The organism is Pueribacillus sp. YX66 (assembly GCF_041725775.1).
Taxonomy (GTDB): domain Bacteria; phylum Bacillota; class Bacilli; order Bacillales; family UBA6769; genus Pueribacillus.
Genome location: NZ_JBEUEL010000031.1, coordinates 12,637 through 33,233, shown reverse-complemented (window position 1 = coordinate 33,233; position 20,597 = coordinate 12,637). Strand labels below are relative to the sequence as shown.

Here is a 20,597-nt window from a genome sequence, read left to right as displayed (position 1 = left end):
TTTTATGATAGAGTGCCTTCTCTTTTTTGGCTAGTAAATAAGGTGAAAATATCCCCCGAGTAAAATATTACACATATGGAATTCAGTTTATTTGTCGAACAGCGACTATTTTCGTATCATTGCAATATAAACATCGAAACATACAGGAGCGAGATTCATGCAAAATAAACCGCTAGCATTTCGTATGCGTCCAAAAACAATTGATGACGTCATTGGTCAGAAGCATCTCGTCGGTGAAGGCGAATTAATTTGGAGAATGGTGAAAGCAAAACAACTCTCCTCTATGATCATGTATGGTCCTCCCGGAACAGGAAAAACATCGATTGCGATTGCAATTGCTGGAAGTACAAATATACCGTACCGCATGTTAAATGCCGTTGTAAACAATAAAAAAGATATTGAAATTGTCATTGAAGAAGCAAAAATGTCAGGACAACTCATTTTAATTTTAGACGAAATTCATCGTCTTGATAAAGGCAGGCAAGATTATTTACTTCCTTTTCTTGAAAACGGACTCATCACGTTAATCGGTGCAACGACGAGCAATCCATTTCACTCAATCAATCCAGCGATACGAAGTCGCTGCCAAATCTTTGAATTACATCCATTAACCCCGGAAGAAATCGAGATTGCTATTGAGCGGGCATTGCGTGATCCCAAAAATGGCTTTGGTCACTTGGATATTTCGATAACAGACGAAGCGATGACCCATTTAGCTAGTATGTGTGGAGGAGATGTTCGAGCAGCACTAAACGCATTAGAAATCGCCGTCTTATCAACAAAACAAGCAGACACAGATGCTGTCGAAATCGACTTAAAAATTGCCGAACAATCGATTCAAAAAAAGAGCTTTTCCCACGACAAAAATGGTGATGCTCACTATGACGTCTTGTCCGCTTTTCAAAAGTCGATTCGCGGTAGTGATGTCGATGCTGCACTCCATTACCTCGCTAGATTAATTGAAGCGGGAGATTTAACGAGCATTGCAAGACGATTACTCGTTACAGCTTACGAAGACATTGGACTTGCGAGCCCACAAGCGAGCGTTCGAACGCTTCACGCCATTGAAGCCGCTGAAAGAGTCGGTTTTCCTGAAGCACGTATTCCGCTTGCAAATGCTGTTATCGAGCTTTGTCTCTCACCGAAATCGAACTCAGCCTATAAAGCGATTGATGCCGCATTACACGACATTAAACACCGCCGAATTGGTGAAATCCCACTACATCTAAAAGACGCTCACTATAAAGGGGCAAAAACACTCGGTCGAGGGGTCGATTATTTATATCCGCACAGTTACGAAAATAGCTGGGTCGACCAGCAATATTTACCTGATCCTCTTACCGATCAAACGTACTATATTCCAAAACAGACTGGAAAATTCGAACAAGCTTTAGCACAAATTAATTATAAATTAAAGAAAAACAGAAACAAAAAATAAGCTTATTGTAAACACTATTTTTAATCAGTTCTCAATCAGCTCGATCTGTCTAAATTGTTTGATAGACGAAGCGCGGTGATGAGCGTAATGACTCGAATCAAACCTAAGCTGTTTCTATTGAAAAATCTAGTGCCGAATGAAAGAAATCTAGTATTTTATGTATAAATCTTTCTGTTTTGGAAAAAATAGAAAAAACAAAAGTGGGAAAGGAGGGACGATACTGTGAAAGTGAGGCAAGATGCATGGTCCCATGAAGATGATTTGCTACTTGCAGAAACTGTTCTACGACACATTCGTGAAGGCAGTACACAACTGCTAGCTTTTGATGAAGTCGGAGACAAACTGAACCGGACATCTGCAGCGGTGGGGTTTCGTTGGAACGCAATCGTTCGTAACAAATATGAACAAGCGATTGAACTAGCAAAAAAACAACGAAAAGAACGAAAGCGTGCCCAAGCCATGAAGCCAGTTCGAAAAGTATCTACGTTTAATTCAGAAGTTCAAACGAGAGAAATGAATTTGCAAGACGTCATTAACTATTTAAAAGACTTAAAAGAGGATCGTTCAAAGTCATCAGAATTACGAGATTTAAAAGAACGACTTGAAAGTGAAAAAGAAGCTCTTGCGATTGAAAATGAAAATTTAAAGAAAGAATTGACATCATTAAAACAAAAATATTCCATCGTTCAGGAAGATTATCAATCGCTTATCCAAATTATGGAGCGTGCTCGTAAAATGGTTGTATTACAAGAAAATGACGAAGCAGGAACCGCATTTAAAATGGATAAAAACGGAAATCTCGAAAAAGTTGCGAAATAAAAGAACAGCAGATTAAATATCTGCTGTTTTCCTATTTCACATTGTTGTGAGTCCCAACTGTGCCGTCTCATCCTCAGTTTTGAACCTGCTCTCGGCAGGTGGGTGCCCTGTTTCATTTTTTGTACGTCCTTTCATTGAAGGCATGTACGCTGAATGAAAACAATTAGCTCAGGCTCCCTACATATAGGTGTTGGCTCAAAACATATGGGTTGTAACGAACACCCCAGGACTCTTTGATTGTATGATTATCATAACAGAAAAAAAACTAAAATGCAACTCTTTAAGAAAACGTTTGCAAAACGTGAATAATATGAAGAACGGTGATATCCCGCTCTTCATTTTCATTTTATTCGTCTAATTTCACAGCAGTCGTCCTTAAATGAAGCTCTTCAAGTTGAGATGGGCTTACTTCGCTAGGCGCATCTGTTAACAAATCACTTGCGCTTGTCGTCTTAGGAAAAGCAATCGTATCACGTAAATTTGTTCTTCCTGCCAAAATCATAACGAGACGATCGAGACCGAATGCGATGCCGCCGTGCGGAGGTGTGCCATATTCAAAAGCGTCAAGTAAAAATCCGAATTGTTCTCTCGCTGCTTCATCACTAAATCCAAGCGCACGGAACATTTTTTCTTGAACTTCGCGTTTGTAAATTCTTTGCGAACCGCCACCGAGTTCATATCCATTCAATACGAGATCATAGGCATCCGCTCGAACTTTTTCCGGCTCCATTTCTAATAATTCAAGATCTTCCTGTATCGGGCTTGTAAATGGATGGTGTTCAGCAACGTAACGTTCCGCATCCTCATCATATGTAAATAACGGAAACTCTGTTACCCAAAGGAAATTCAGTTTCGACTCATCAATCAAATGTAATTCTTTACCAAGCTTCAACCGCAATGCCCCGAGACTGTCATAAACGATTTTTCGTTTGTCTGCACCGAACAGTAATAAATCACCATCTTCGGATTGTAAGATTTCTTTCATTTGTTCTACCTCTTGTTCGGTGAAAAATTTTGCAATTGGACCCGTAAATTGACCATCCTCTATTTTCACCCATGCAAGCCCTTTCGCACCGTACACTTTCACGTATTCCGTTAATGCATCGATGTCTTTACGTGAATATGTTTCTGCAGCACCTTTTACATTGATCGCTTTAACGACACCGCCATTTTGAATCGCCCCACTAAAGACTTTAAAGCTGGAGTCTTTAACAATTTGTGAAAGCTCAATGAGTTCCATTCCAAACCGTGTATCCGGCTTGTCTGACCCATACCGTTCCATCGCTTCAAAATGCGTTATTCTTGGAAATGGCATCGGAATGTCAATCCCTTTCGTTTCTTTAACGACCTGCACCATCATCTTTTCCATCATGCTTAACAATTCTTCTTTTTCAAGAAATGATGTTTCAATATCGACTTGCGTAAATTCAGGCTGACGGTCTGCTCGTAAATCTTCATCACGAAAACAGCGTGCAATTTGATAATAGCGTTCAAAGCCGGATACCATCAATAACTGTTTAAATAATTGCGGTGACTGTGGCAATGCATAAAATTCTCCTGGGTGAACACGGCTCGGGACTAAGTAGTCCCTCGCGCCTTCAGGTGTACTTTTCGTTAAAATTGGGGTTTCCATTTCAAGAAATTCGTGCTCGTCTAAAAAATTACGAATGTGCTTCGTGATTTGATGACGCAATTTAAACGTTTCTTGCATGAGCGGACGACGCAAATCTAAATAGCGATATTTTAAGCGAACATCTTCACCGACATCTGTTTGATCCTCAATTATAAACGGCGGATTTTTCGCTTCATTTACGATCTGAACTTCACTTGCAACCACTTCAATTTCACCCGTTGCAATTTTGGAATTGACGGTTTCTGGATCTCGTAATACAACCTCACCTGTAATGCCGACAACGAACTCGTTACGTATTTTATCAGCCGTTTGAAGTGCTTCTTCTGAATGTTCAGGGTTGACGACAACTTGAACAATCCCTGAACGATCGCGAACATCAATAAAGATTAACCCGCCTAAATCACGGCGTCGCTGTACCCAGCCTTTTAAATGAACTTTTTCTCCATTGTTTTCTTTTGTCAATTTTCCGCATTGATGTGTTCTACCCATCATTATGATCTATTCCTCCGTTTTACGTTAATTTACTTTGGAAAAATGCAATAATTTCTTTCATTGGAATTTCTGTTTGTTCTCCCGATAACATTTCTTTTATCGCTATCGTGTTATTTTCTAATTCTGATTCACCTAAAATCGCAGTAAATTTAGCTTTTTTTCGGTCAGCTGATTTAAACTGCCCTTTAATTTTACGATTTAAGTAATCTTGGTCCGCTTTAAATCCAGCTTTCCGCAATTCGTAAAGTAAAACTGTCGCTTTTTCATGCGCTTGCTCACCGTGTGCAATTAAATAACAGTCAATTTCCTTATCAATAGGCAGTGCAACCCCTTCAGCATCGAGTGCCATTAACAATCTTTCAATGCTAAGCGCAAAACCAATTCCAGCAGTTTCCGGACCACCAATTTCTTGAACGAGACCGTTGTAGCGACCCCCACCAGACAACGTAGTAATTGCGCCGAATCCTTTAGCATTACTCATGATTTCAAAGGCCGTGTGATTATAATAGTCTAAACCTCTCACTAATGTTGGATCAACGACAAAGTCAATCTTCATTTCCTTCAAATATTGTTTCACTTTGTTAAAGTAGGCGCTCGATTCAGCGTTTAAATAGTTTAAAATGGCAGGCGCTTCTTGGATAAGCGGATTTTCCGCATCTTTTTTACAGTCTAAAATTCGCAAAGGGTTTTTTTCAAGTCTTATTTGGCAGTCGTCACAAAATTGATCGATATGCGGTTTAAAATGCTCAATCAAAGCTTGTTTATGCTTTGTCCTACTTTCAGTATCACCAAGACTATTAATGACAAGTGTAAGTTCTTTAAGCCCAAGCGATTTATAAAAATCAATTGCCAATGCAATGACTTCTGCATCGATCGCTGGGTCATTACTGCCAAGGGCTTCGACACCAAATTGGTAAAACTGACGCATCCGTCCTGTTTGTGGACGTTCATAACGAAACATCGGTCCAATATAATATAGTTTCGTTGGTTGTTCTGGGAGTCCATACAACTTTTTTTCTACGAATGATCGAACTGTCGGAGCTGTACCTTCAGGTCTTAACGTAATGCTACGATTTCCGCGATCTTTAAACGTATACATTTCTTTTTGTACGATATCCGTCGTTTCACCAACGCCGCGTACGAAAAGTTCCGTCGCTTCGAAAATTGGTGTGCGGATTTCTTCATAACAATAACTTTCACAAAGCTGACGCGCTTTTTGTTCGACATATTGCCATTTTTCAATTTCACCTGGCAAAATGTCTTGCGTTCCTCTTGGAATTTGAATTCCCATTGATAAACCTCCATTGTTTCAATTAACATTAGTGCGTATGTACTTGAACGATGTTCATTTCCAATAAAAAAACTCCCGTCCGAGAAAATAATCTCAGGGACGAGAGTTGTAACCCCGCGGTGCCACCCTAATTGAAGCTATGCTTCCACTATGCCAGATAACGCCTGAAACGTCCTTCACTTACTACGTGCTAACTATGTGTTCAAAAAGAAGGCTTAAGAGGTTCAACTAAAGACATCACGTCCTCACGTACTTTGATAAAGCAAGGCTTATCAGGTTTTTAGCGTCTGTTATCCGCCCAAATTTATGGACGGTTAACACGTGAAACGTCGAACTTACTCTCATCCTATGAGCCTTCAGGATTTTTGAACTTCATGTCAGTTCAGTGAGAAATCTAAGGAGTGTCTTTCATAAAGCGTTAACGAGAAATGCTTTCAGCCTAGGGCATTCCTTCTCTATGCGCCACTACTTTATTACTTTCTCCGTCATCGATTCAAGTATGAAGTTGTTTTTATATTACGAATCCCGTATTGAATTGTCAAGTGACTAACGTTCACTTTCCAAAATGAATGTTACGGGACCGTCATTCGTTAACGACACTTTCATCATTGCCCCGAATTGACCGGTTTCGACGGTTAACCCTTTTTCACGGAGTAGCTCATTAAATCGGTCGTATAGCTGTCTCGCCTGTTCAGGCTTTGCAGCTTCGGTAAAGCTCGGACGTCTTCCTTTTCGACAGTCCCCATATAACGTAAATTGAGATACAGATAAGACTTCGCCAGTATACTCTAACAACGAATGATTTAGTTTGCCATTTTCGTCTTCAAATATCCGTAAATGGGCTATTTTATTTGCTAAATATTGCGCATCTTCTTCGTTATCATCATGTGTAATTCCGACAAGTAAAACAACACCGTCGTTAATTTTTCCAATCGTCTCATTTCCAATAGTGACAGAAGCATTTTTTGCTCGTTGCAGAACGACTCGCATCTCATTACCACCTTTATTCAAGGATGTTAAAAAGTTCAGTTCAGTGAAAATAACAATTTTACTAGGAATATAAGATTCCAACTGTACTCAACCAAATGTAACATTCGGTTTGCTATACTGAAGCTTCGTCAAAATCACATTCAATGCTCAAACTTAGGCAAACTTCATTACCTTCGCTACCTCGAATGTAACGCGTATATCTCCGTGTATCGTGAGTAACGTTGCCATTAGTCACCAAACTCTTTTTTTGAGTCTTATTGAATGACTCTTCGAACAGAGTAAATATCATGAATTCGTTTAATCCGTTCAACGACTTTTTGTAAATGATTGACGTTATGAATTAAAATCGTCATATTGACTGTCGTCATCTTATTCCGATCGGTTCGACCTGTAACGGTATGAATATCTGTTTTTGACTCAGCAACGACTTGCAATACTTCGTTTAATAGCCCTTTCCGATCATAGCCAGTGATTTCAATATCAACGTGATAGTTTTTGTTCGTTTGTCCAGCGCCTTCCCATTCGACTTCTAACAAACGTTCCATCGCTTCTTCAGATTGAACGTTCGGACATTTGCTACGGTGGACTGACACACCTCGTCCTTTCGTAATAAATCCGACAATTTCATCACCTGGAACGGGATTGCAACACTTTGATAAACGAATCAGCATGTTGTCAACACCTTTTACTCGTACCCCGCTATCAGACTTACGAGAGCGGATGTACGTCGGTTTCGACTCAGCAAATGATTCAATCAACGTTTCATTATCAATTTCTTCTTGCTTTTTCTGTCTGAGTCTATCCGTCAGGCGTGTTGCGATTTGTGCCGCCGTAATTCCGCTAAAACCGACTGCTGCATACATATCTTCTTCGCTCGTAAAGTTAAATTTTTTTGCCGTTCTTTGCAAGTTCTCTTCAGTAAACACATCTTGCATGTCGAAGCCGAGCTGTTTTACTTCTTGCTCAACTAACTCTTTACCTTTTACAACATTTTCTTCACGTTTTTCTTTTTTAAACCATTGTTTTATTTTATTTTTTGCTTGTGAACTTTTCGTAAGTTTTAACCAATCGCGACTTGGACCGTATGAATGTTTCGATGTAATGATTTCGACGATGTCCCCGGTTTTCAACTTATAATCAAGTGGAACAATTTTACTGTTCACTTTTGCTCCGATCGTTTGATTGCCAATTTCCGTATGGATGCGGTATGCAAAATCAATCGGTACAGAACCAGCCGGAAGTTCGATGACATCACTTTTCGGTGTAAAGACGAGGACTGTATCACTAAACAAATCCATCTTTAATGATTCTACGAACTCTTCTGCATCATCGGCCACTTTTTGCCATTCTAAAATTTCACGAAACCATGTTAACTTTTTCTCAAATGACGATTGCGGATTTTTCTTGCCTTCTTTATAAGCCCAATGTGCTGCGATTCCGTACTCAGCAACTTTGTGCATGTCTTTCGTACGAATTTGGACTTCTACCGGATCACCTTTCGGACCGATGACAGTTGTATGCAATGATTGATACATGTTCGCTTTCGGCATCGCAATATGATCTTTAAATCGCCCTGGCAACGGCTTCCAGCACGTATGAATGATTCCGAGTGTTGCGTAACAATCTCGAATACTATCAACAATGACACGAACAGCAAGCAAATCATATATTTCAGAAAATTGCCTGTTTTGCAATACCATTTTTCGGTAAATGCTATAAATATGTTTTGGACGACCGGAAATTTCCGCCTTTATCGAGACTTTTTCAAGTTGTTTACGAATTTCTTGCTTCACTTCTTCGACATTTTGTTCACGTTCTGTGCGACGTTTTTGCATAAGATTCACAATTCGGTAGTATTGTTGCGGATTTAAGTAACGCAAAGAGATATCTTCTAATTCCCATTTAATCGTCGAAATACCGAGCCGATGAGCAAGTGGAGCAAAGATTTCAATCGTTTCATTCGCAATCGCAATTTGTTTTTCTTTTGACATATATTTTAACGTTCGCATGTTATGCAAACGATCAGCTAGCTTGATTAAAATACAGCGAATATCTTGTGCCATAGCGACAAGTAATTTACGATGATTCTCAGCTTGTTGTTCTTCTTTTGATTTAAATTTTATTTTTTTTAATTTCGTTACACCATCGACTAAATCTGCGATTTCTTCATTAAATTCTTCTTTTAAGTCATCGAGAGTAATATTCGTATCTTCAACGACATCATGAAGAAAACCAGCTGCTACTGTAATGTAATCCATTCCGAGTTCAACTAAAATACCTGCTACTTCAACAGGGTGAGTAATGTATGGAGCTCCCGATTTACGAACTTGCTTCACATGTGCTTTCTTCGCAAATTCATATGCTCTTTCAAGAAATGCACACTCTTCTTCAGACATATATTGTTTTGCTTTAGTTAAAACTTTCGCTATTGTCATCGAATCACCTTATGATCGTCTTTGGTGTATTGCGTTCGCACTACAGCCTCGTTGTAAACATTATCGTGAATTTACCTCATACTGTAAAGACAAAAGTTTGCTATGACACAATCTATCATTTATATGAACAACGTTAGAGTCGTACATGATATGACAAAGCTTGGAACGACAAGAGTACCTACGTGTCTTAAGTCTTCGACATTTCAACGCGTGTCCGTTTAAGATTAAAATAAAAAGCGCCCTTCCAAAAAGAGCACCTCTTTTTCCTATTCGTATGTTGTTAGCACGTAAATGTCGTGACCTTCCAACTTACTTCTACCATTAAGATACGCTAATTCAATGAGAAATGCAATTCCGACAACGATGCCGCCTAATTGCTCTACGAGTTTAATTGTCGCTTCAATCGTTCCGCCTGTCGCAAGCAAATCATCAGTAACAAGCACTTTTTGCCCGGGTTTAATCGCATCTTTATGCAACGTTAAAACATCTTTTCCATATTCTAGACCGTAATCGGTTTTGACAACTTCCCTCGGCAACTTTCCTTCTTTACGTACCGGAACAAAGCCTACACCTAATGCATACGCAACTGGACAACCAAAAATAAATCCACGCGCTTCAGGACCGACAATGACATCTACTTCTTTTTCTTTAGCATAAGTAACAAGATCATCAATTGCTCGCTTATAAACGTCACCATTTTGCATTAATGTCGTAATATCTTTAAATTTCACACCTTTAGTAGGGTAATTTTCAATCACTGTAATATAAGGCTTATAATCCATTATTTTATTGCCTCCTCAACTTGTAAGCGATCATATATATTTTGAAAGAACGATTTTAATTCGTCATAAGATGAATACAATAATTTTTTTTCGATTTCGATCATGGCTAGTTTATGCTGATATGTTTTAGAATCCGTTAACGCTTTTTTCTCTGGATTGTTTACGAACGAAAGATTACCCTCATTTATTTTAACAAAATTAAGCTCATTAAACACCTTCGTAATAAAATGGATAGAATCATCACGTAATCGATAGGAGCGAGCTAGTCTAAACGCTTTCTCCACTGTCGTTTGCTGAACTTTTTTCATAAGTGCATAAAATAGTTTAAATTGCTCACGCGACGGAATTGGAGTAAATAGATGGTCTTCTGCATGATGAAAAAAAGCATAAGTCCGCTTTGGTTGCTTTGCAATTGAGGCATACCAATCAGATAACTCATTCTCTTGCCGCGGCAAATCTAAAATAACGTGATAAGGGCGATTTAAATCAAAACTTCCGTTATTCGTAATCGGACAGTAGGCAACTTGTTCCCAATGATACAACTGCAATGCGTCAATCGTTTCGTTTCGAAAATAAATCAATTGAACATCTTCAGCACGTAACCTCTTTAAATGTTCAGCGACTTGTTTCACCCCACGATAATCAAAGAGTTGCCAGTTTTGTACACTTAAATCAGACAAGATTACTTGTGGTTTTCGAAAGCCGTTCCATTCATTAATGGATAACTCACCAACGAGACTTACAGAAACATTCTGAGTCACTTCATGAAAAAGATGTCCGAAACGAAATCCGACTCCTTCTAGCACAGCTTCATTTTCTTTTAATTGAAATTTTAAATGATTTTCTTGACTGCCAATTTTTCTTACATGTGATAGTTGCTTATTTTCCAATAGAACTTTCGGTTTTGGATTGCCGACTCCAAACGGAGCTAACTGTGCGATTTCTTCCAGTGTTTCAATCGTGACGTCTTCAACATTACATTCGACATCAATTTCCGTTATTGGAATAAAATCATCACCAGTCAATTGTTCTTGCGCAATTACGTTTAACCGTTGGCGCAATTCATCAATTTGATTCACGTTTATCGTTAAACCCGCTGCCATCGTATGCCCACCAAAATTAACTAAAATATCTTCACATAAAGATAAGTTTGCATATAAATCAAAATGAGCAATGCTGCGTGCTGAACCTTTCGCTTCTCCACTTTCCAGTTCAATCGCAAGAGCGACGACAGGACGATAATACCGTTCAACTAAGCGAGAAGCAACAATTCCGATCACACCTGAATTCCAGCCCTCATGGGAAATGACAATAACTCGGTCATTCTTATATTTTTCTTCGACGAGATCAATCGCTTGTTTCGCCATGGCATCAACTAGCTTTTGTCGTTCTTTATTCAACTCATTCAGCTGTTCAGCCCAAGCATTTGCGTCATCTTCATTCATTGCGATCAATAATTGTAATGCGGGGTCAGCTGAATCCATTCTCCCTGCTGCATTCAGACGTGGACCGAGCAAAAATCCGATTTGTTCTTCATCTAACGGCTTACCGTTTAATCCACAACTCGCTAACAATGCTTGAATTCCTGGCTTATCGCTATTTTCAATGAGCGGAATTCCTTCAAAGACGAACTTGCGATTTTCTTCAATTAAAGGAACTAAGTCGGAAACCGTTCCAATTGCAACAAGATCAAGCAGTTCTTTCGGCACGGTACCGACTAATGCTTGCGCTAATTTAAATGCGACTCCTACACCAGCTAATTCATTAAAAGGATAGGAGCAATCCGGTTGTTTCGGATTAATAATTGCGAAAGCATCCGGAAGCGTTAACGGTGGTTCGTGGTGGTCAGTAATAATCAAGTCAAGTTGAAGTTCTTTCGCTACCTCCGCTTCATATACCGCAGAAATTCCTGTATCGACTGTTACGATTAAACTAACCCCTTGCTGTTTCGCCCACCTAAATGCCGCTTCGTTTGGGCCGTAACCTTCTGTAAATCGGTTTGGGATATACGTTAAAAACTTCGCATGCAACTTTCGAAATGTATACACAAGCAACGACGTACTCGTCACTCCATCAGCATCATAGTCTCCAAAAATTAAAATCGTTTCTTGTTTTTCAATTGCTGTATGTATTCTTTTTACGGCTCGTTCCATATCTTTCAATAAAAACGGATCAAAATATGGAGTCGAGTCAATATGTAAAAAATTTTTTGCACTTTCAACACTTTCAATTCCTCGACTTACAAGTAAACGAGCCGTTACTTCGCTGATTGACAGTTTATTCTGTATTTGTTGAACAATTGCCTCATCTATCTCTTTTACTTGCCATCTCGTCAACGACTCTAACATAAACAAAATCACCTCTTAACCCATTCTCATTATACAAGAGTTGGTCAAGAGGTGATAGCTTTAAATTTTTTATTCAAGGATGTATACGGGCACGAAATTCTATTGACTGAACGCTACTTACTTCATAGTATTAAGACTCGACTGCAACTTTTCGCTTTTTCTTCAACTGTTTTCCTTTCCAAACAGCCCAGAGTTGAGCCGCTATAAAGAGTGAAGAATATGTCCCGAGCAACAAACCGATTACGAGTGCGATTGAAAATGGTCGAATCGCTTCCGCGCCAAACAATGCTAAAGCGGCTGCGGCAAAAATGACGGTAAGCACTGTATTAATCGAACGTGTTAATGTTTGTAATAAGCTTTTATTTACGATGTGAGCAATTTGTTCGAACGTTTTAACCTTTTTCTCTCGTTTCATATTTTCGCGAATCCGGTCAAACGTAACGATCGTATCGTTAATTGAATACCCGACAATCGTTAAGAGAGCGGCAATAAATGTGATATCGACTTCAATTCGGAAGATGCTAAAAAGTGCCACCATGAAAAACGCATCGTGCGCAAGCGCAACGATTGCAGCTAGCCCTTGCATCCATTCGAAGCGAATCGCGACATAAATAATGATGCCTAAAAACGCAATTAAAATTGAAATAAATGCATTTTTTGCCAATTCCCTACCGACTTGAGGGGAAACGGTACTAACATTAGGTTCCGCTCCATATTCAGCACTAAAATGTTTCTTTACTTCTGCAATTTCTTGTTGCGATAATACGTCACCGAATAAGACAACAGCGATTTCACGATGATCACCGGCAAATGTAATTTCATTTGCGTCAAGTCCTATGTCATTAAATTGGTCTTTAATTTTCTCTTCACTTAGTGGTCCTTTACCAGTAATTTCGACACGGGAACCACTTGTGAAATCAGTACCAAGATTTAATCCTAACGTTGACAACGTGACGATCCCGAACACGAGAAATGCAATCGAAAATATGAAAAACTTGTTGCGGTGCTTAACAAAATCAAACGTGATTTTAACTTCAAACTCTTCGCCTTTTGAGAGATTAACGATATCTTTTCTTTTTACACCAAAAAGTTGTGGTTTTTTGTTTAGCGCTTTACTATGAACCCATAAACCGAGCAATAATCGCGTACCGTAAACAGCAGTTAAAAAGCTGACGAGAATACTAATGATTAACATAACAGCAAAGCCTTTAACCGAGCTTGTCCCATAGAAGAACATGATACCAGCGGCAATCAATGTCGTAATGTTTGCGTCTAGAATCGTCGTAAATGCACGTTTTCCACCTAATTTAAAGGCTGACATTACCGTTCGTCCCGCTTTTAGTTCTTCCTTAATTCGTTCGTACGTCAAAATGTTCGCATCGACAGCCATACCAACTCCAAGAATTAAAGCAGCGATACCCGGCAATGTTAAAACAGCATCCATCCAACCGAATACGACGAGAATGAGAAAAATATAAATCGATAATGTGATAACGGCAATAAAGCCCGGAAAGCGGTAATAAACGAGCATAAATAAGAAAATTAACGCGATTGCAATTGCACCCGCGATAATCGTTTTTTCCATCGCTTGTAGACCAAATTGCGCTCCAACTGAAGTTGAATATACTTCTTTCAGCTCCACCGGCAGTGCGCCTGCATTTAATAAATCGGCTAAATTTGTCGCTTCTTCAACTGTAAAGTTACCTTCAATGACAACGTTTTTCGTATTTAATACTTGACTGACTGCTGGAGCGGATAAAAACTTCGGCTCCTCTTTTTGTGCCTCTTCTAGAAAAGAATCGCCTTCTTCAAAATCTAGCCAAATGACGAGCAAGTTTTCACCTGTTGGCTTATTCATAATTTCTTTTGTCACTTCACCAAACTTATCGGCATCTTTCAATGTCAATGAAACAATTGGTCGATTTGCATCATCAAACGTTAAGCTCGCTCCATTCGTTTCAAGGTCAGACCCGCTGAGCATCACATTATCATCAACATCACGAAACGTTAGCTCGGCTTGTGTCGAAAGCAGTTCACGTGCTTCACTCTGATCTTCAACACCCGCAAGTTGAACACGGATCCGATCGTTCCCTTCAATTTGAATGTTCGGTTCAGAAACACCGATCACATCAATCCGATTCCGTAACGCACTAACTGTACTGTTTAATGTTTCTTCAGTAATTTGTTCATCTTCAGGTGGCTGTACTTCATATAGCACTTCAAATCCGCCTTGAAGGTCAAGTCCTAAATTAATGTTGTTCGCTGCTTTATCATATGTAAAGCCGATAAGTAGCCCTATCGCAAGGACAACAGTGAAAAAAAATACGATGCGTCCTTTTCTAACCATACGTTCATATCCTTCCTTTTTTAATCGATTCCGAATAGCATGTTATTTTCTTCTTCTAATAGTTCAAGGTCTGTCGATGTGACTGCTTTAATCGTTACCCAATTCATATATTCGTTAACCGTAAGCCGAAAAATTTCTGCAACGAGCTGATGAAGCATATATTCGTCTTTTCGGCGCTCTAGTTTTGCTAGAACACATTCCCACACTTCTTCTGGTGTCACCGCTTCATAACCATATAAATGAAACTCTTCAGTTTTGCTTGCGATGACAAGGTAGACTTCGTCCTTCCACGCTTTAAGTTGTTCTACATTTGTCATTACATCACCGCCCAACATTATTCTTGTCATGGTTTGTACACCTTTAAGCATATACATAGTTGTGAAAAAGTGCCAATACTTTTTAGCGTGATTTCTATCGCGTGCTTTACTACGGATGTATTTTGCAGGTTGAAATGAATCACACGTAATGAGAAAGCAGGGAAGGCCATGTCGAAACAAACGTTTCTACGCGGCACTTTTATTTTAGTCGGTGCAGGCTTTGTTACAAAAGTACTCGGATTTATAAACAAAATTGTCGTCGCGCGAATTATAGGTGAAGAAGGGGTCGGACTGTATATGATGGCCGTCCCAACATTTATTTTAGCAGTGACATTAACACGTCTTGGACTTCCGGTCGCCATTTCAAAAATGGTTGCAGAAGCTGATGCAGTCAATGATACTAAAAAAATAAAAAAAGTGTTAGTCGTTTCGCTTACGTTAACAGGTGTACTTAGTGTTATCTGGACAGCCGGCTTATTTATAGTAGCACCGATTCTTGCTAAAACATTTTTTACGGATGAACGAACGCTCTATCCTTTGCTTGCAATTGCACCTGTCGTCCCAATCGTTGCGATTTCTTCAGTCATTCGCGGATATTTTCAAGGAAAACAAAACATGCGCCCATCCGCTTATTCACAAGTGATTGAACAAGTTGTTCGCATTGCCCTTGTCGCTTTTTTTACGATGGCTTTCCTTCCATATGGCGTAGAATTCGCTGCTGCGGGAGCGATGATTTCTGTCGTATTCGGTGAACTCGCATCCCTCATTTATTTATTTTCTAAATTTAAATTAAATAAAAAGTTTAAAGTAAGAGCAAGTTTTTTTCAGCAGATTAAACAAGGAAAAGAAACCTTCCATTCGTTAATGAGTATCTCTTTGCCAACAACGGGAAGCCAATTGATCGGTTCAGTATCTTATTTTTTTGAACCGATTATCGTTGCACAAAGCTTAGCACTGGCTGGAGTACTCCCTACTGTAGCGACACAGCAATACGGTGCATTGACTGGATTTGCGATTCCGCTTTTGCTCTTACCAGGCTTTATTACGTATGCGATCTCTACTTCACTCATTCCAGCGATCAGTGAATCCGCCGCTCAGAAGCACTATCGGTCGATCGATTACCGTATCAATCAAGCGATTCGCTTTTCTTTTATCGCAGGTGGAATTTCTTTTATTATCACGTATATTTTTGCTTTTCCTCTAATGGATTTATTGTATGACGCTCCACAGTTTGCAGTTTATGTACAATTGATGGCACCTTTTTTCTTTTTTCATTATTTCCAAGGTCCGCTCGCTGCATCTTTACAAGCGTTAGGATTTGCAAAAGCAGCAATGATTAACAGTTTAGTCGGTGCTCTCGTAAAAACGTTCGGTATTTTTGCACTTGCTTCGAATCCAAATCTTGGCATAAAAGGTGTTGCCCTTGCAATTTCAATCGGAATCGTACTTGTTACACTCATGCATTTAGCAACGATTATGAAGGTGACATCATTCAAACTACAAATAATGGATCTGACTAAATGTTTAATAACGGTGAGTGTATGTTTTCTACTAGCAAAACCAATTTTTCAAATACTCGTTACGAAAAATGACCTTTTTCAGTCAACTTTACTCGCCATTTTGTTCGTAACGCTTTTGTTCTTCCTCACTTCAATCATTGTCGGTGCTATAAAAAAAGAAGACTTAAAAGCGATCCCTTTCATTCGGCGATGGGTCAAATAGGTGTAACATGTTCCTATCTAACTTGGAACTGAATTTAGTCAGTGTTAATAATCGTGTCTACGATCGCGAAAGCACATTGCACAGACAAATTTCAAGGTATGCAATGACTTGAGCTTTCAAATGCATTACAACTCACTCATCTTTTACATCTACAAAAAACGTATTGTATTCATCGAATGAGCAATATGAAATTTGTTTTATGTCACGATAACCAAGTTTGCGAAGTTGCTGCCGAAGCCAAAGTGGCGTCTTATTAATTTTCTGTAAGTTTTCCTCTTGTATTTTCCCATCAAGGATGAGCGGAAGAGGCATAATTAAACTTGCATCTCTTTTTTCCTTCTGTTTGTCTTTTGTTATGACGGATAGTGATCCTGAAGGCTCAAGAATGGCAAATTCAACATCTTGAAGGTTGCTCACATTTTTTTCTCTCAACTGACTTAACAAATCATGAAAATTGTAGCGCTGTTTTTTCATTTCATTTTCATTAATTTTTCCTTGTTCAATAAGGACTGACGGTTTCCCGTCAAGAACTTGTCTTAATTTTTGGTTTTTAAGTGAAACATATGACATCGTAATTTGAATAAGCGCAAGAAGAACCATTGGCAGTACGGCCCTAAGTAAAGAAGTGTCGTTATCTTCAATCGCGACTACTGCTAATTCTGCAATCATAATCGAGACAACGAGATCGATGACACTTAACTGGCCAATCTCTCGCTTACCCATAATTCGAAATAAAAGAATAATAAAAAAATACATGATGATCGTTCGCAACAAAACTGTGCCCAAAAAACATCACTCACCTTTATTCACATTCATCATGCTATATAGTTTCTACCAGACTGATGATGTTCATGTAGTAATGAATTGGTAAATGATACTTTGAGGGAAAATTTCAGGCTAAAACTTCTTTCAGAAGCTGCATTGTCCCTGTATAAAACACTTTTAAAATAAGTTACAGAAAAAAATAATACGTTCTTAGTATAAAAAAAATCGACATGAATAAGCTTTAGTAACATTTTAAGACAAGGAGGTTTGCTTTAATTGGAAAAAGCGATAAAAGCAGTTAGTTACGGGTTGCTATTTATTTTTGTCATTATTTTAGTCGTTGGATTTGTTTTATCGTTGCTTTTGCAGTTTTCAAACGTAACCGAACAATCGCTACAATGGATCACAGCCATCATTACATTTCTCGCATTGTTTATCGGAGGGTTTATCGCTGGGGGCAAAGGTAGAGAAGCTGGATGGATACTTGGGGGTGTAACAGGACTTGGATTCGTGCTTATTATCTTCCTCATTCAATTTCTTGGTTTTAATTCCAATTATGAGCTAACTCAGTTCGTTTATCATATCGCATACGTGCTTACAGCGACATTAGGCGGTGTAATCGGGGTAAATGTAAGCAGTAAATCAGCACATTAACGTCGAACTTGCTACGAAAAAGGACGAGCGACAAATCAGTATTGTTGCTCGTCCTTTTTATGCTATTCTTGATCGACAACTTCACGGACAGCATGACGATCATATGTAAGTTTTGAGCCATCACCTGCACGAAGAATCACTTTGTCTTCGTCAATCGCATCAATGATGGCATGTAGGCCACCAATGGTAACGATTTTGTCACCTTTTTGCAAACTATTATGCATTTCCCTCGTTTCTTTCTGTCTTTTTTGCTGAGGACGAATTAATAGGAAATACAAAACAACAAACATTAAAATCAGTGGTAAAAACCCGCCTAACCCTTCCATATCTTCACTCCTTTCATAAAATCTAAACAAATTAAAAATTTTTAGCATTCGGTCTGTTAAAACCGTAACACTCAAAAAATTCTTCCTTGAAAGAGAGCAAGTTGTCGTGCATAATCGCTTCACGGACTTGCTTCATTAAGTTTAACAGAAAATAAAGATTATGATAAGTTGTTAAACGAAAGCCGAACGTTTCATTTGCTTTAATTAAATGACGAATATACGCTCTCGTATACGTTTGACAAACGCGGCAATCGCACTGTTCATCGATCGGGCGAAAATCACGAGCATATTTCGCATTTCGGATTGTCAAGCGACCTTCCGAAGTCATGCACGTGCCGTTACGAGCAATTCGTGTCGGCAGTACACAGTCAAACATATCAATCCCACGGATCACCCCATCGATTAATGAATCAGGTGAGCCAACTCCCATTAAATAACGTGGTTTGGTTGCTGGTAAAAATGGAGTCGTTTCCTCTAACACCCGATTCATAACAAGCTTCGGCTCACCGACCGATAATCCACCAATCGCATATCCGGGAAAATCTAATGATACAAGTTCTTTTGCACTTTGCTTTCGTAAATCATTAAATTCCCCACCTTGCACAATTCCGAATAAACTTTGTTTCTCAACATTTTCATGTGCTTGTAAGCAACGTTCTGCCCATCGACTCGTTCGCTCTACTGATTCCTTCATATAATGATATGTCGCTGGGTATGGTGGACATTCATCAAAAGCCATAATAATATCGGCGCCGAGTGCATTTTGGATTTTAACAGAAAGTTCAGGGGAAAGAAATAGCTTGTCTCCATTTAAATGATTGCGAAAGTGTACGCCTTCCTCTTCAATTTCTCGTAAATCGCTTAAACTAAATACTTGAAATCCACCTGAATCAGTTAAAATCGGATTGCTCCAATTCATAAACGTATGAAGCCCGCCTGCCTCTTCTACGATATCATACCCCGGTCTAAGCCAAAGGTGATACGTATTGCTTAAAATAATGCCTGCACCGATCTCATGAAGCTCTTCAGGGCTCATCGTTTTCACAGTTGCTAATGTGCCAACAGGCATAAACATCGGGGTGTCAACTGTTCCATGAGGGGTATGAATTTTTCCTACTCGAGCCCCTGTCTGTTGACACGTTTTTATCAATTCATATTTAATTGCTGTCACGACGTGACACTTCCTTCCAAAATTAACATCGCATCTCCAAAACTGAAAAAACGATACCGTGACTGAATCGCTGTTTCATACGCTTGCATTAAAAATTCCCTTCCGGCTAAAGCAGAAACGAGCATGACTAAAGAAGACTGGGGTAAATGGAAATTAGTAACCATCCCATCGATCGCCTTAAACGTATAGCCAGGATAAATGAAAATATCTGTCCAACCCGCATCCGCCTTAAATTGACCTTTCTCTCTTACGATCGTTTCCAAAGTTCTCGCCGTCGTCGTCCCAACAGCAATCACTCGTCCTCCTTGCTTTTTGACATGATTTATAAGTGTCGCCGTTCCTTCAGTTAACTGATAAAATTCGGCGTGCATTTTATGCTCTTCGACAGTTTTTGCCGAAACAGGACGAAACGTTCCGAGTCCGACGTGCAACGTCACATATGCGAGGTGTACACCTTTCGCTTTTATCTCGTCTAACAATTTTTTAGTAAAATGTAGTCCTGCTGTCGGTGCTGCTGCCGATCCTTCCCGTTTCGCATACACGGTTTGGTACCGTTCTCGGTCATGAAGCTGTTTCTTTATATACGGGGGTAATGGCATCTCACCTAATTCGTCTAACACTTCATAAAAAATTCCTTCGTAGTGAAATTCAAATTCACGCCCTCCATTCTCACCAATCGCTGTACAGATCGCTTTCAATTTGCCTTCGCCAAAATCGATAATCGTTCCTTCCTGAACGCGCTTTGCCGGCTTTACAAGCGTGTTCCATTTGTTGCCTTCCATTTGATTTAAAAGCAACACTTCGATTTTCGCTCCGGTCTCTTCTTTTACTCCATACAAACGAGCAGGTAGTACACGCGTATCATTCAGTACAAGGCAATCTCCCTCATGCAAAAATGAGACTAGATTAGAAAACTGCTCGTGAGCCATTTTTTTTGAACGCGGATCGATGATCATCAACCGTGAGTCTGAACGATTCGCTAACGGTGTCTGTGCAATAAGCGCTTTAGGTAAATGAAAATCAAACAATTTAACATCCACAATATAGCCTTCCTTACTTAAATTCCT

At 39.3% G+C, this 20,597-nt stretch carries 16 protein-coding genes and 1 other RNA gene; 4 read left to right on the top strand and 13 right to left on the bottom strand.

All coding sequences use genetic code 11. The annotated features are described in order from the left end of the window. Positions 1–157 precede the first annotated feature (157 nt). Together ABU914_RS12500 and ABU914_RS12495 are read left to right on the top strand one after the other, a co-directional pair. Positions 158–1,438, top strand: coding sequence for a replication-associated recombination protein A (locus ABU914_RS12500; protein WP_379670065.1), 1,281 nt, complete (start codon positions 158–160; stop codon positions 1,436–1,438). 222 nt (positions 1,439–1,660) lie between these two features. Beyond that, complete coding sequence (locus ABU914_RS12495) at positions 1,661–2,257, top strand: RsfA family transcriptional regulator (RefSeq protein ID WP_379670064.1); 597 nt, start codon at positions 1,661–1,663, stop codon at positions 2,255–2,257. 46 nt (positions 2,258–2,303) lie between these two features. On the opposite strand, the gene ssrS is transcribed toward ABU914_RS12495, so the two are convergent. The 9 genes from ssrS to ABU914_RS12450 all read right to left on the bottom strand — a co-directional run bounded on the left by ssrS (position 2,304) and on the right by ABU914_RS12450 (position 14,922). Then, a non-coding RNA gene (gene ssrS, locus ABU914_RS12490) (6S RNA) lies at positions 2,304–2,490 on the bottom strand. Between the two features lie 113 nt (positions 2,491–2,603). Further along, the gene (aspS, locus tag ABU914_RS12485; RefSeq protein WP_379670063.1) at positions 2,604–4,382 is read right to left on the bottom strand and encodes an aspartate--tRNA ligase; all 1,779 of its coding nucleotides are present in this window, start codon (positions 4,380–4,382) and stop codon (positions 2,604–2,606) included. Between the two features lie 19 nt (positions 4,383–4,401). Then, positions 4,402–5,673 (bottom strand): histidine--tRNA ligase, encoded by a 1,272-nt coding sequence (gene hisS, locus ABU914_RS12480; RefSeq protein ID WP_379670062.1) that lies wholly within the window; start codon positions 5,671–5,673, stop codon positions 4,402–4,404. Positions 5,674–6,219: 546 nt separating this feature from the next. After that, positions 6,220–6,663 carry a D-aminoacyl-tRNA deacylase gene (gene dtd, locus ABU914_RS12475; protein WP_379670061.1) on the bottom strand — a complete coding sequence of 148 codons (444 nt, stop codon included), beginning with the start codon at positions 6,661–6,663 and terminating at the stop codon, positions 6,220–6,222. A 254-nt stretch (positions 6,664–6,917) separates the two neighbouring features. Next, positions 6,918–9,098: a RelA/SpoT family protein gene (locus ABU914_RS12470; protein WP_379670060.1), complete on the bottom strand. Its 2,181-nt coding sequence runs from the start codon at positions 9,096–9,098 to the stop codon at positions 6,918–6,920. Between the two features lie 266 nt (positions 9,099–9,364). Continuing rightward, a complete protein-coding gene (locus ABU914_RS12465; RefSeq protein WP_379670059.1) occupies positions 9,365–9,880 on the bottom strand; it encodes an adenine phosphoribosyltransferase in 516 nt (171 codons plus the stop codon). Further along, on the bottom strand, positions 9,880–12,228 hold the full coding sequence (gene recJ, locus ABU914_RS12460) for a single-stranded-DNA-specific exonuclease RecJ (protein ID WP_379670058.1): 2,349 nt from the start codon (positions 12,226–12,228) through the stop codon (positions 9,880–9,882). Before recJ ends, ABU914_RS12465 begins: the two co-directional genes overlap by 1 nt. 130 nt (positions 12,229–12,358) lie before the next feature. Then, entirely contained in the window at positions 12,359–14,575 is a 2,217-nt protein-coding gene (gene secDF, locus ABU914_RS12455) for a protein translocase subunit SecDF (protein WP_379670057.1), read from the bottom strand. A gap of 20 nt (positions 14,576–14,595) precedes the next feature. After that, entirely contained in the window at positions 14,596–14,922 is a 327-nt protein-coding gene (locus tag ABU914_RS12450; RefSeq protein WP_379670056.1) for a post-transcriptional regulator, read from the bottom strand. A 138-nt stretch (positions 14,923–15,060) separates the two neighbouring features. On the opposite strand from ABU914_RS12450, the gene spoVB reads away from it, so the two are divergent. After that, positions 15,061–16,614, top strand: a complete 1,554-nt coding sequence (gene spoVB, locus ABU914_RS12445) for a stage V sporulation protein B (protein WP_379670055.1) — start codon at positions 15,061–15,063, stop codon at positions 16,612–16,614. A gap of 132 nt (positions 16,615–16,746) precedes the next feature. On the opposite strand, the gene ABU914_RS12440 is transcribed toward spoVB, so the two are convergent. Next, the gene (locus ABU914_RS12440) at positions 16,747–17,370 is read right to left on the bottom strand and encodes a YetF domain-containing protein (protein ID WP_379670068.1); all 624 of its coding nucleotides are present in this window, start codon (positions 17,368–17,370) and stop codon (positions 16,747–16,749) included. 285 nt (positions 17,371–17,655) lie between these two features. Here ABU914_RS12440 and ABU914_RS12435 point away from each other — a divergent pair, with 285 nt between their 5' ends. Continuing rightward, the gene (locus ABU914_RS12435; protein WP_379670054.1) at positions 17,656–18,033 is read left to right on the top strand and encodes a TIGR04086 family membrane protein; all 378 of its coding nucleotides are present in this window, start codon (positions 17,656–17,658) and stop codon (positions 18,031–18,033) included. Positions 18,034–18,095: 62 nt separating this feature from the next. Here ABU914_RS12435 and yajC read toward each other — a convergent pair whose 3' ends face one another. Genes yajC through queA form a run of 3 tightly spaced genes read right to left on the bottom strand, consistent with a single transcriptional unit; the run spans position 18,096 to position 20,570 of the window. Further along, positions 18,096–18,359 carry a preprotein translocase subunit YajC gene (yajC, locus tag ABU914_RS12430; RefSeq protein ID WP_379670053.1) on the bottom strand — a complete coding sequence of 88 codons (264 nt, stop codon included), beginning with the start codon at positions 18,357–18,359 and terminating at the stop codon, positions 18,096–18,098. 31 nt (positions 18,360–18,390) lie between these two features. Further along, on the bottom strand, positions 18,391–19,530 hold the full coding sequence (gene tgt / locus ABU914_RS12425) for a tRNA guanosine(34) transglycosylase Tgt (protein WP_379670052.1): 1,140 nt from the start codon (positions 19,528–19,530) through the stop codon (positions 18,391–18,393). Beyond that, positions 19,527–20,570 carry a tRNA preQ1(34) S-adenosylmethionine ribosyltransferase-isomerase QueA gene (queA, locus tag ABU914_RS12420; RefSeq protein WP_379670051.1) on the bottom strand — a complete coding sequence of 348 codons (1,044 nt, stop codon included), beginning with the start codon at positions 20,568–20,570 and terminating at the stop codon, positions 19,527–19,529. Before queA ends, tgt begins: the two co-directional genes overlap by 4 nt. Positions 20,571–20,597: the final 27 nt, after the last annotated feature.